The organism is Desulfobaculum sp. (genome assembly GCF_054921475.1).
This window is the reverse complement of the sequence record NZ_JBUDSW010000099.1, coordinates 1-12,260: the sequence shown is the minus strand read 5'-3', so window position 1 is coordinate 12,260 and position 12,260 is coordinate 1. Positions and strand designations below refer to the sequence as shown.

The 12,260-nt window shown below is 61.3% G+C and carries 12 protein-coding genes and 1 tRNA gene; 10 read left to right on the top strand and 3 right to left on the bottom strand.

Annotation, left to right across the window (positions count from 1 at the left end; genetic code table 11):
* Positions 1–330 precede the first annotated feature (330 nt).
* The 4 genes from ACY69P_RS08225 to ACY69P_RS08210 all read left to right on the top strand — a co-directional run bounded on the left by ACY69P_RS08225 (position 331) and on the right by ACY69P_RS08210 (position 4,330).
* A tRNA-Lys gene (locus tag ACY69P_RS08225) sits at positions 331–406 on the top strand.
* 513 nt (positions 407–919) lie between these two features.
* Positions 920–1,837 carry a MerR family transcriptional regulator gene (locus tag ACY69P_RS08220; protein WP_462327136.1) on the top strand — a complete coding sequence of 306 codons (918 nt, stop codon included), beginning with the start codon at positions 920–922 and terminating at the stop codon, positions 1,835–1,837.
* Positions 1,838–1,933: 96 nt separating this feature from the next.
* Positions 1,934–3,307, top strand: coding sequence for a glycosyltransferase (locus tag ACY69P_RS08215; RefSeq protein ID WP_462327135.1), 1,374 nt, complete (start codon positions 1,934–1,936; stop codon positions 3,305–3,307).
* Between the two features lie 171 nt (positions 3,308–3,478).
* Positions 3,479–4,330: a ribonuclease H-like domain-containing protein gene (locus tag ACY69P_RS08210; RefSeq protein ID WP_462327134.1), complete on the top strand. Its 852-nt coding sequence runs from the start codon at positions 3,479–3,481 to the stop codon at positions 4,328–4,330.
* Between the two features lie 116 nt (positions 4,331–4,446).
* On the opposite strand, the gene ACY69P_RS08205 is transcribed toward ACY69P_RS08210, so the two are convergent.
* From ACY69P_RS08205 to ACY69P_RS08195, 3 genes are read right to left on the bottom strand one after another with little or no spacing between them, the layout of a single operon-like run.
* Positions 4,447–4,779 carry a hypothetical protein gene (locus ACY69P_RS08205; RefSeq protein ID WP_462327133.1) on the bottom strand — a complete coding sequence of 111 codons (333 nt, stop codon included), beginning with the start codon at positions 4,777–4,779 and terminating at the stop codon, positions 4,447–4,449.
* 35 nt (positions 4,780–4,814) lie between these two features.
* Positions 4,815–5,687, bottom strand: a complete 873-nt coding sequence (locus tag ACY69P_RS08200; protein WP_462327132.1) for an EamA family transporter — start codon at positions 5,685–5,687, stop codon at positions 4,815–4,817.
* A gap of 13 nt (positions 5,688–5,700) precedes the next feature.
* Entirely contained in the window at positions 5,701–6,696 is a 996-nt protein-coding gene (locus ACY69P_RS08195; RefSeq protein ID WP_462327131.1) for a metal-dependent hydrolase, read from the bottom strand.
* 115 nt (positions 6,697–6,811) lie between these two features.
* Between ACY69P_RS08195 and ACY69P_RS08190 the strand changes: the two genes are divergently transcribed.
* The 6 genes from ACY69P_RS08190 to ACY69P_RS08165 all read left to right on the top strand — a co-directional run.
* Positions 6,812–7,447, top strand: a complete 636-nt coding sequence (locus ACY69P_RS08190) for an HAD family hydrolase (protein ID WP_459899021.1) — start codon at positions 6,812–6,814, stop codon at positions 7,445–7,447.
* Positions 7,448–7,457: 10 nt separating this feature from the next.
* Positions 7,458–8,102, top strand: a complete 645-nt coding sequence (locus ACY69P_RS08185) for a phosphatidylserine decarboxylase family protein (protein WP_459899023.1) — start codon at positions 7,458–7,460, stop codon at positions 8,100–8,102.
* Positions 8,103–8,120: 18 nt separating this feature from the next.
* The gene (pssA, locus tag ACY69P_RS08180) at positions 8,121–8,879 is read left to right on the top strand and encodes a CDP-diacylglycerol--serine O-phosphatidyltransferase (RefSeq protein ID WP_404844398.1); all 759 of its coding nucleotides are present in this window, start codon (positions 8,121–8,123) and stop codon (positions 8,877–8,879) included.
* A gap of 196 nt (positions 8,880–9,075) precedes the next feature.
* The gene (locus ACY69P_RS08175) at positions 9,076–10,614 is read left to right on the top strand and encodes a 2-isopropylmalate synthase (RefSeq protein ID WP_462327130.1); all 1,539 of its coding nucleotides are present in this window, start codon (positions 9,076–9,078) and stop codon (positions 10,612–10,614) included.
* The gene (leuC, locus tag ACY69P_RS08170; protein ID WP_462327129.1) at positions 10,599–11,858 is read left to right on the top strand and encodes a 3-isopropylmalate dehydratase large subunit; all 1,260 of its coding nucleotides are present in this window, start codon (positions 10,599–10,601) and stop codon (positions 11,856–11,858) included. The genes ACY69P_RS08175 and leuC overlap by 16 nt, the downstream gene beginning before the upstream one ends.
* A 23-nt stretch (positions 11,859–11,881) precedes the next feature.
* On the top strand, positions 11,882–12,260 hold a 379-nt coding region (locus tag ACY69P_RS08165; protein ID WP_462327128.1), incomplete at its 3' end, for a LeuD/DmdB family oxidoreductase small subunit.

The window sequence follows — 12,260 nt, the reverse complement described above, 5'->3', positions numbered from 1 at the left end:
GAGCAGCTGACTCTTAATCAGTTGGTTCGGGGTTCGAGTCCCTGATGGCCCACCATTATGACCTTGCAAGCGCGACGGGAAACCGTGGCGCTTTGTTTTTTGGGGCTGGAAGCTGAGGGCTGCTTGCTGCCATCGCGGGGCCCTCGTCCGTTGCAGGGCGTCGCCGTATGGAGCGCCAAGGGCGCCCCCTCGCGGCGCATTCTCGGCGGGCATCGGCCAGTTGTCGCGGTGCGACGGGGATATGACGAAAAAATGTCGAAAGTGAGTTGACATCCCCCGTGCTGGAGGTTTAAAAGCTTCTCGTTCCGGCGCACAGCGCAGGAAAAATATGGGCCATTAGCTCAATTGGTAGAGCAGCTGACTCTTAATCAGTTGGTTCGGGGTTCGAGTCCCTGATGGCCCACCACTTCGCTTTTCAGGCGTTACGATATATCGTAACGCCTTTTTTTGTACCCTGTGCCCGTGGCCGCCATGAAGGGAGGACGCATGCGTATTATGTTGACTGTGCTGTTTATTGCGCTGCAGGTGCTGGACGTGTGGTCCACGCGCAGCATCCTTGCCCGTGGCGGGCGGGAGAGGAACCCCGTGATGCGCGCCCTTATGCGTGTGTGCGGGCGCTGGTGGTGGGTGCCCAAGCTGGGTTTTGCCATCCCCTGCGGCGTGTATCTTGGCTTTGTGGATGGCTGGGAAGGGCCGGCTTTGCTCGTTTGTGCAACCTCCTCTATATTTGGGTGGTGTGGAATAATATGCGCCAGTTCCCGCAGGGGCGCCGCGCCCTGACAGCCCTGCGCCTGCCGCAGTAGCCGCTCCGGCGCGCGGTTGGGCGTTGTCTTTTTATCCAGACGGGCTATTCTGGACGAAGAAGTGTTCGAGGCCGTGGTTCCACGCTGCACGACAGGGAGCAAAGGAGGAGCGCTCCGTGGCAAGGCGCTGCATGAGCCTGCGGGAGATAGCCCGGAAGCTGGACATACCGTCTTCGACCGTTGCGTCCTACAAGGACAGGTTCGGCGACTACATCCCCTTTGAGCGCGACGGCAACAGGCGGGTGTATCCGCCCGTGGCGCTGGACATTGTCCGCGAGATACGCCGCGCGTCCGAGCGCATGGCAACAACGGATGAGGTAGAGCGCCACATTGCCGCGCACTATGCGGATATCCTTGCGGCAGCGGAAGGCGGCTGCCAGTGCGCCACGCCGGACTTCACAGCGTTTTTGTCCCGCGTGGTGGAGCGTATGTCCTGCCTGCTGCGGCGGCAGTGCGAGGGCGGCGAAGGAGCGCCCGTGCAGGCCGGGGACGTAGAAGCCCTGCGCAAGGAAGTGGCCGCCCTGCGCAAGCAGGCCGGAAGCGCCAATGGCTCGGAGCGCCGTATCCGCCGCCTGAGGGAGCAAAACTCGCGCCTCAAGGCCGAAAAGCGGGAGCTGGAACAATTGCTGCTCAGCGCCATTGGCACCGGCGCAACGCGCGGCAAAGCGCCCCCCTCATCGTTTTTGGACCTGCCCCTTGTCATCCGCTCGTCGGAGGGCGAATACCTTGGCGTTTTGAGCCGGGGACGGCGGCGGTTCAACGTACGGAAGTTCTTGACGCATGTGCGGCGGGGGGCTGGTGGCGGACGCACGGTGAAGGTGCAGTGGACGCGTGGCGAGGACCACTGGCAGCTGACCGTCCAGCTTCGGGGGAGCTCGGGAGAAGGGCGCGAATATGTTATGCACCTTGCCGAAACGCTGACGCCCATGCGCAACATTGTGGCGTGCCTTGGAGCCATGGCCGTGGATGGGCAGGAGGTGCCCGCCCGCTACATGGTGGACTTTTTCCGCCGCATCCGCGACGAATTCGCTTAACCGCGCCGCAGCTTTGCACCTTTCGCGATGCGCCGAGCTGTGCTAGGTTCGGACAACCTTTTTGGCACCACAGAGCCCGCAGACGATGAGGTAGCGATGACAGCACACAAGACCTGCTCGTTGACGGAACATACTCCAGAAATCATCCGGTCTCCCGAAGACTACGTTCCTATAGTTGGCGAGGAACGCGTGCAGGAGCTTGTACGCCTTGCCACCCCCTTGCAGGGGAAGGGATGGGCGAACGTCAACTCCGCCCTTGTCGGTGGCGGCGTTGCGGAATTGTTGCGCGCCAGCGTCCCCCTTGCCCGTGGGCTTGGGCTGGATGCGCGGTGGTACGTTATGGAGGGCGGGGAGGAGTTCTTCCGCGTCACCAAAAAGTTCCACAATATGCTCCAAGGCCAGCATGAGGAATTGGAGCTGGAGGAAATCTTCGGCGCCTACCTTGGCACCATCGACGACAATGTGCGCAACGCCTTCATCACCTCGGACCTTGTGGTGGTGCACGACCCACAGCCCGCAGCCATGGTTATGAACGGCATTATCTATGGCAACGTCATTTGGCGCTGTCATATTGATACCTCGGATCCCGCGTCCGTGGTGTGGCGCTTTTTGCTACCGTATATCAACCACTGCGCCGGGGCCATTTTCACCATGCCGGAGTTCGTGGGGGCGGGCCTGCATGTGCCCGTGTACCAGATTATGCCCTCCATCGACCCGCTGTCGGACAAGAATATCGACCGCACGCCGGATGAGGCGCGCGACGTGCTCCAGCCCATCTTCCTCAAGGCGGGCATCGACCCGGAGCGCCCCATCTTTGCGGCCATCTCGCGGTATGACATCCATAAGAATCAGGCCACGGTTATCGACGCGTTCAAGGCCTTTGTAGACGCGACGTCCTATGACCCGCGCCCGCAGCTTGTCTTCCTTGGCAATACGGCGGAGGACGACCCGGAAGGCGACGGCATTCTGGAGAGCCTCACGGAGCGCGCGGACGGCCACCCGGATATCTTTTTCCTTGCCAATGTGGAAAACAACGACGCGGTGGTTGGCTCCCTGCTGGATGTGGCCGAATGTTTCATCCATGTGCCCACGCGTGAGGGCTTTGGGCTGGTGGTGACCGAGGCACTGTGGCACCGCACAACGGTTATTGGCTCCCGTGCGGGCGGGGTGGTGGCGCAGGTGCGCGACGGCCAGACGGGCTTTGTGACCGACCCGCTGGATACGGACGGCATTGCCAAGTCCATGCACGATGTGATGGAAAAGACGGACCTGTGTCAGGGCCTGTGCGAGGCCGGGCGTGCGCATGTGCGGGAGTTCTTCCTGCTACCGGAGCAGATGCGGCGGTACCTGCTGCTGATGCGCTATTACTCTCATGTGGACCGCATTCCGCCGGACTTTAGGCTGTCGGATTTGACCTACAGCGAGCTTATCGGGGCCATGCGCCCGCGTCCGCCGTTCTTCCCGGATTAAGGACGCCCGGTGCGCTCCCTAGAAGTGTGCGCGGCCTGCCGTTTGCGGTGGGCCGCGTTTGTTTTCCGGGAGAGCCGGGTGGATTCGGGGCTTGATTCATGGCGGCCCACTCGTCTATTGAGAGCATCGACGCACAACGAAGCAACACGCATAACCGGAGACGAGGCAACAATGCTCGAACACTCCTTTTGTCATATCCCCCGCATTGGCGTGGGGACGGAAGAAAAATATTGGTTGAACGGGCTGGCCTCGTGGGACGACATTATGCGGCCCGAGGCAGAACGCGTGCTTGGCTCCAAGGCGGGGTGGGTGCGCCAGCATGTGCAGACATCGCGCCAGCACCTGCTGGCCGGGGACGCGCTCTTTTTTCAGCAGGGGCTGCCATCGGCGCAGCACTGGCGGCTGTTTCGCGCCTTTCGCGAGCATGCGGCCTACGTGGATATAGAAACCACGGGCCTGACCTTTGGCGAGGACCATATCACCAGCATTGCCCTGTACGGGCATGGCGAGGTGAAGACCTACGTCTATGGCCGCAACCTTGAGGACTTTCAGGACGATATTCGGGACTTTTCCCTGCTTGTCACCTACAACGGCAAGACTTTTGACGCGCCCTTCATCGAGCGGACCTTTGGCATGAAGCTCAATATGGCCCACCTCGACCTGCGCTATATCCTCAAAAAGTTGGGCTTCACTGGCGGGCTAAAAAAGTGCGAGCAAGCCGTTGGCATTGGCCGAGACGACCTTGACGGCGTGGACGGCTACTTTGCTGTGCTGCTGTGGAATGAATTCCAGCGCACGGGCAATGAGGACGTGCTGGAAACACTGCTGGCCTACAACGCGGCGGACGTGGTGAGCCTTGAAGTGTTGCTGACCCATGCGTGGAATGAGCTTGTCAGCGCCACGCCCTTTGGCAGCCGTAGTGGGATGCGCCTTGCCCCGCCCATGTCTCCGGACGTGCCGCATACGCCCTCGCGGCACGTGGTGGACGCCCTGCGGCGCAAGTATTGCGTTCCGGCGTGGTAAACGCGGCGCTCTGCTGAACAGAAATGACGAAAGCCCCCAAAAGGGGGCTTTTTTTGTTGGTATGATGTGGCTGGGAGGGGCGTTGACGCCCATACGGGGCTGGCGACTGCCTGAGGCTAGGCGACCTGGTCCACAATGGCGCCGGTATGCATTTCCGGAACCTGCGGGACGTCGAAGGGCTGGGGGATGGTTTGCACCCCTTCGGGGATGCGTACTTGTCCCGCACCGGGGACCACCACATGACCACTGCCCGGAACGCTGACTTCGCCGCCGCCCTCAACCGTCACATATCCTGCGGGCGAGCCGCGCACTTCGCCGCCCGGGAGCAGGGTGACGTTCGGCCCCGTAACGGGTTGTGATACCGCGGGCGGGGCAGGGGTGATATCGTCGGCGAGGTAATATTCCATACCCAGAATATAGGAACTGCCCCGCGCAAGCGCAAGGCTCACGTCGATGAAAATGCCCGTCAGACGGCGTTTTTTGATTAATCTCCAAGAATGCCGATGAGCGCCGCCCCCGCAAACATAATGCTCGCCCCAGCAAGGCGGGCGCGGATATTGGTCTCGCCAAGGAAATATTTGCCGAAGATGACGGCGATAACCACGCTAAAGCGCTTGATGGCAATCATATATGCGGCTTTGGCAAGGATGATGGCGAGGTTGTGGGTGATCACTTCGCCAAGCAGGCAGCCGCCACAGAGCAGTGCCGGACCGGGCCGCTTTCGCACGGCGGCAAGGGGGAGGCGGCGCAGGAGGGCGAGGCCCGCCACCGCGCAACAGGCAAAGGCGGCAAAGAACAGCGTCGCAAAATAGACCGGGGAGGAGAGTTCGATACAGCGCTTTCCCAGCACGGTGGAGAAGCTGTAAAGGATGGAGGCCACAAGCATGCTGCGCGCACCGACCTCATTTGAAAAGGCGCGGAGCGGGGCGGCCAGGTCGCGGCCCATGGCGGGCGGAATGTTGAGGACGTAGCTGCCGCAAACGATGAGCGCTACGCCGCATGAGCCCCAGATATTGGGCAATTCGCCAAGGATGACGTTGCCCGTCAGCAGGACGAATGCGGGGGTAAATGCAAGGTAGGGCATGGTGACGGACAGTGGCGAGAGGTTCACCGCGCGCATGTGTAGGTAAAATCCGGCGGCGTTGATGGGCAGGCACAGGAGGAAAAAGGTCCAGAAGCCGTCCTGCAGGGGCGGCGCGGGCGTCAGCATAAAGATGAGCACAAACAGCGGCAGCCCCATCATCAGCGGAATGCCCGCCATTTCCAGCGGCGGCAGGGTGGAGAAATGCTTGCGCAGAACCGTTGCCACCGCCGCATTCATGACGGCGGTGGTCAGGGACAGCGTGAGCCAGGGCATGACGCCTCCGGGCTTAGGGGGTGTGCGGTTCGTCCTTGCCGTTGCCGGGGCTGTCGTAGGTGTATTCGATGAGCGTGCCGTCCGGCGCCAAAACAGCCTCAAGGGCAAAGGGCGCGTCGCGCTCGCCGATGAGCCGCCGGAGCACGGGGTTATTGGAGTAGAACCGGGCGTCGGTGAAGGTCAGCACCTGCTCTGGCGAGCGGGTGGAGCGCGCCACAACGGGCCACGCCGCAAACCAGTTCCACGTGCGGAACATGGAGACCTTTTCGCCAAGGCGGGCGAGGACGCTGCGGTCCGCCTTTTCAAAGTCCGTAAAGTGCAGGTCGTCCTCTGCGGCGGTGAGCACGCAAATGCTGGCTACGCGGATGCGCTCGCCGTCATCGACGATGAGCTTCCAATACACGGGGGAGAACGGATCCGTGGTGACGGTGGCGCTTTCGTAAGCGACGTCATGCTGGCGCAGCAGGCTCGGGACCATGGTCTGCACGGTGTTTTTGACGCCAATACAGCACAGTGGATACACAATGACAAAGGCCAGACCAATGACGCCAAGGCGCCGCGCGCAGTTGCGCGAGCGGATGGACGCCACCAGCAGCGCAAGCATGGTCAGGGTGTAGAACGGATCAATGATGAATACCCCGGCAATTTCGAAGCGCGTATCCGAAAGGGGCGCAAGCAGTTGGGTGCCGTAGGACGTAATGAGGTCCAGAAAGATGTGGAGCATGATGGCCCCGTACATGGCCGCAAGGGCGCGCATGGCGCTGACGTCGCGCCGGAAGAGTTTCCACACGCCAGCGAGCACAAGGGCCTGCACCACAGCCCCAAACACGGAGTGCGTGATGCCGCGGTGGTACAACAGATACTGCTCCGGACTGAGGCCGACAAAGTTGTCGATATCCGGAATCCACGCGGCGAGGATGATGAAGAACGCGGCAAGCCGTCCGGGAAAGGTGCCCCGGAAGGCGCGGGCCATAAGCGCGCCGGAGGTGATGTGCGTAACGGGATCCATGTCTTATGCGTACTTCACCCACCAGTCCTGTGCAAGACGTTCGTTGTCAAAGGCGGGATGAGTGCGTAAGGATGAGCGTTCGACATTCCATCAGAACGCGATGAGGTAACAGACTATGACGACACAGCAAAAGGCCGTGGATGCGGTCATTTTTGATTTTGGGGGCGTGCTTGCCGAGGAAGGGTTCTTCCAGGGCCTCGCCCATATTGCCGAGGTGGCGGGCAAGGACCGCGAACACGTGGCCGAAACCGCCGTGGATATTGTCCGCAAGGACGGCTACGGCGAAGGCCGCATTGACGAGGCCGAGTTCTGGCGCAGATTCCGCGAGCGCACGGGCGTTTCCGGCTCCGACGCCGACCTGCGCGAAGAGCTCCTCTCCCGTTTTGTGCCGCGCGGGTTCATGTTTGCGGCTGTGGACAACCTGCGCAAGGCCGGGTACAAGGTCGCCATCCTCAGTGACCAGACCAACTGGCTGGAAGAATTGGAGGAGAGACACTCGTTCTGCAGCAGGTTCGACGTGGTCCACAACTCGTGGAAGACCGGCGTGACCAAAAAGGACACGGCGGCCTTTACCGGCATGCTGGACGCCCTTGGCGTAGCCCCGGAGCGGGCGGCGTTCATTGACGACCACGGTGGACACATCCGCCGTGCGCGCGCCCTTGGCCTGCATGCCATCCACTACACGGACCGCGAATCCTTTGAGCGTGAACTTGCCAACCTTTGCCCCGAAGCCGGGACTCACAAGGACTAAGGATTATAGTATGAAGAAGCCTTCCATTGGAATGAGCCTTGAGGGAATGCCCATCTTTGGGCTTTGCGTCCTGCTGACGCTTGTCCTTGCCATTTGCGAACTGCCGTTTTTGGCGCTTATCGCATTTATTTTGACGGCGTTCGTTGGCCACTTTTTCCGCGACCCGGAGCGCGTGGTGCCGCAGGACGACGGTGTGGCCGTCTCCCCCGCGGACGGCAAGGTCTGCAAGGTCTCGCGCGAGGCAGACCCCATCACCGGCGAGGAGCGTCAGGTGGTGTGCGTGTTCATGAACGTGTTCAACGTGCACGTGAACCGCATCCCCGTTACCGGCACCGTCAAGAAACTGCTCTACATCCCCGGCAAATTCTTCAATGCCTCGCTGGACAAGGCCTCCAAGGATAACGAGCGCCTCGCCATGGGTGTGGAGGACGAAGACGGCAACCATTGGACCGTGGTGCAGATTGCTGGGCTTATCGCCCGCCGCATTGTATGCTGGGCCGAGGAAGGCGACTCCCTCAGCCGAGGATCCCGGTATGGCCTGATCAAATTCGGTTCGAGGCTTGACGTCTATCTGCCGGAAGATTATGTATCAGATGTTTACGTCGGTCAGACAGTTTGCGCTGGGCAAACCGTTCTGGCCAAGAAAAAGCAATAAGATAAGGTGATTGGTACAATGCACGCCGAAGCGCCCAAATCTCCCAGAAAGGGAGTCTACGTTCTGCCCAACCTCTTTACCACGGCTAGCCTGTTCGCGGGTTTCCTTGGTATTATGTGGGCGTTCGAGGGCCGCTTTGAGCACTGCGCGCTGGCCATCCTTATCAGCGCGGTGTGCGACGGCCTCGATGGCAAGGTTGCCCGTTTGACGGGAACCTCCAGCGACTTCGGCGTGCAGTATGACTCCCTTGCCGACCTTGTCGCCTTTGGCGTCACTCCTGCCGTTACCGTGTATTTGTGGGCCTTGCAGGACTTTGGCCGCCTTGGTCTCATGGCGTCCTTCCTCATTGTCGCGTGTGGGGCATTGCGCCTTGCGCGGTTCAACTTGGCTGCGCCCACGGCTTCCAAAAAGTATTTCATCGGCCTTGCCATTCCGGCGCAGGCCTGTACCTTCGCGACCCTTATTCTGTTCGCTCCGTACGTTCCCGAGGCGTATGCGAAGGTCCTCCCCATCTTTACGTTGGTGCTCGCCTACGTGCTGTCCTACCTGATGGTCAGCCGCGTGCGCTACGTGTCCTTCAAGGAATATGGATTCCTGAAGGCGCATCCCTTCTCCTCCGCCGTCACCGTCACGCTCCTGTTTGTGCTGGTGGCTTCGGAACCCAAGGTGCTGGGCTTCGTATGCATGTTTGGCTACGTGGTCTCCGGCCCTATCCTCAGCCTCCTGCTCCTACGCCGTTCCGGCGCGCTATGCGGGGCTTCCAGCAAGCTCTCGTAAAAAGAATCACCGTATTCCCGGCCCAGGCGGAGGGTTGTCCGTCCTGAGCGACTACGGCACGCCGGAGTAGTGCATCCATAGCATAGGATGCAAACCTCTGGCCGGAACGCACGTACACACTCTTCTTGCTCCTACCAGATAGGCTTGTCTATTCTGGGTAAGGGACGTCTTTGACAGAGCAGACAGGAGGATCATCATGTCCGACCGAGTCTTTATCTTTGATACTACCTTGAGGGATGGCGAACAGTCGCCCGGCGCGACCATGAACTTGCGCGAAAAGCTCCGTATCGCACGGCAGCTGGAGGCCATGGGCGTCGACATCATTGAAGCCGGTTTTCCGGCGGCCAGCGAAGGGGATTTCTGCTCCGTCCGCTCCATTGCGGAAACGGTGAAGGAGTCGCAGGTCGCAGGACTCTGCCGCGCCATGCCCGCGGATATCGACCGCGCATGGGACGCCATCCGCGCCGCCGCGCACCCGCGCATCCATACCTTTATCGCCAGCAGTCCGGTGCATATGAAGCACAAGCTGAACAAAACTCCGGACGAAGTGCTGGAGATGGCGATGAAGGCCGTCCGTCACGCCAGCCAGTATACCACCAATATTGAATTCTCCGCCGAGGACGCCTCGCGCTCGGATTGGGAGTTCCTCGCCAAGCTGACGCAGTCCGTCATCGACTGCGGCGCCACCACCGTGAACATTCCGGACACGGTGGGCTACTCCCAGCCCGATGAATTCGCGGAACTCATCCGCTATTTGCTGAAGAATGTGCCCAATGCGCACAAGGCGGTCTTCTCTGTGCATTGCCATAACGACCTCGGCCTTGCCGTGGCGAATACCATGGCTGCAATCCGCGCCGGCGCGCGGCAGGCGGAGGTGACCCTCTCGGGCATTGCCGAGCGCGCGGGCAACGCCGCCTTGGAAGAGGTGGTGATGAATATCAACACCCGGCCTACCATCTACAACGTGAGCACAGGGGTTGACGCGGAAAAGCTCTTTCCGGCCTGCCGTCTGCTCTCGCATGTGATCGGTCAGCCCATCCCGCCCAACAAGGCCATCACCGGTGCCAACGCCTTTGCGCATGAGTCCGGCATCCACCAGGACGGCGTGCTCAAAAACCGCGAGACCTATGAAATCATGACGCCGGAGAGCGTGGGCCGCGCGGGGACGGATATGGTCCTTGGCAAACACTCCGGCCGCCACGCCATCAACCAGAAGCTGGAAGAGCTGGGCTACCGCCTTTCTGCCGAGGATGTCACCATGGTGTCCGATGCGGTAAAACGCCTCGCCGACATCAAGAAGACCATCTACGATGAGGATGTGGAAGCCATTGTGCTGGAGGAAATCTACAGGATTCCCGACATGTTCCGCCTCATGCACCTGACCACGCACTCCGGAACAACTGGTGTGCCCGCAACGGCTGCGGTCATAATGGAGGTAGACGGACAGGAGCGAAAACTGGCACAGTTCGGCGTCGGTCCTGTGGATGCCACATTTAACACCATTGCCGAGATTGTGGGCGTCAGCCCGGTTTTGGAGCGGTTCCACATCAGCGCCATCTCCGGCGGCACGGACGCCCTTGGCGAGGTTACGGTGAAAATACGTGATGGAAAGCGCACCGCTGTTGGTCGCGGTGCGGACCCGGATATCATCATTGCCAGCGCACGGGCGTACATCAATGCCATGAACAGGTTGGCCAAGAAGACGGAGGAGACCACGGAATGCCCCGCACCTTAGCGCAGAAGATATTGCAGCGCGCCACAGACGAAACCGTTGGCGAGGCCGGGCAGATTGTCCGGTGCAGGGTGTCCCTCGTCCTTGCCAACGACATCACCGCCCCCCTTGCCATCAAGTCCTTTCGCGCCATGGGCGCGGACGCGGTGTTCGATACGGACCGGGTCGCCCTTGTGTGCGACCACTTTACCCCCAACAAGGACATCGACTCCGCCGAACAGGTCAAGGTCGTCCGCGAGTTTGCCACCGAACAGGGGCTGACGCACTTTTACGAGGGCGGCAACGTCGGCGTCGAGCACGCCCTGCTGCCCGAGCTTGGCATTGTCGGCCCCGGTGACGTGGTCATCGGTGCGGACAGCCACACCTGTACCTATGGCGGCCTTGGGGCATTTGCCACGGGCATGGGGTCCACGGATATCGCCGGGGCCATGGCCCTTGGGGAAACGTGGTTCAAGGTGCCGCCCACCATCCGCGTGGAGGTGGAAGGCGAACTTGGCGAGCACGTGCAGGGCAAGGATATTATGCTCCGCCTGCTGCGCGAGATTGGCGTTGCCGGCGCGCTGTACCGGGCGCTGGAATTCGGCGGCTCCACGGTGGACGATTTGTCCGTAGAGGGCCGCATGACCATTGCCAATATGGCTATTGAGGCTGGCGGCAAGGTTGGTTTGTTCCCGGTGGATGAGAAGACCCTTGCCTACACCCGCGCGGCGGGCCGCCCAGCGGACGAGGCCATGACAGCCGACCCCGGCGCGGAATACGAGCGCGTGGTCCATATTGATGTGAATGGCATGGAGCCGCAGGTTGCCTGCCCGCATCTGCCCGAGAATGTGAAGCCCGTGAGCCAAACTTCCGGCGTTGCTGTGCATCAGGCGGTTATCGGCTCCTGCACCAATGGCCGCATAGAGGACATGCGCGAGGCCGCCGCCATCCTGAAGGGGCGCAAAGTGAGTTCCCGTGTGCGCTGCATTGTGCTTCCCGCCACTCCGGGCATTTGGAAGCAGGCGCTGGACGAGGGCCTGATTGCCACCTTCATGGACGCCGGATGCGTGGTGGGGCCGCCCACCTGCGGGCCGTGCCTTGGCGGGCACATGGGCATCCTTGCTGGAGGGGAGCGTGCCATCGCCACCACTAACAGGAATTTCAAGGGCCGCATGGGCAGCTTGCAGTCCGAGGTCTTTCTCGCCAACCCCGCCGTGGCCGCCGCCAGCGCCATCGCCGGGGAAATCATCGACCCGTCCAAGCTGTAGACGGTACAGACAGGGAAACAGGTATGCACTCTACAGGAAAGGCCCACAAGGTCGGGTCGAACATTGATACGGACGCCATCATCCCCGCGCGCTTTTTGGTGACGACGGATGAGGCCGAACTTGGCGCAAACTGCATGGAAGGGCTTGAAGCAGGCTGGGTGGAGCGTGTCTCCCCCGGCGACATCATGGTCGCAGGCCCGAACTTCGGGTGCGGCTCCAGCCGCGAGCATGCCCCCATCGCCATTAAGGGCGCGGGCATTCCGGTTGTGGTGGCGCACAGCTTTGCGCGCATCTTCTACCGCAACGGCTTCAACATGGGGCTGACCCTTGTTGAAATCGGCGACGACGTGGACCGCATCGCGGACGGCGACACCATCGAGGTGGACACCGACGCAGGCATCA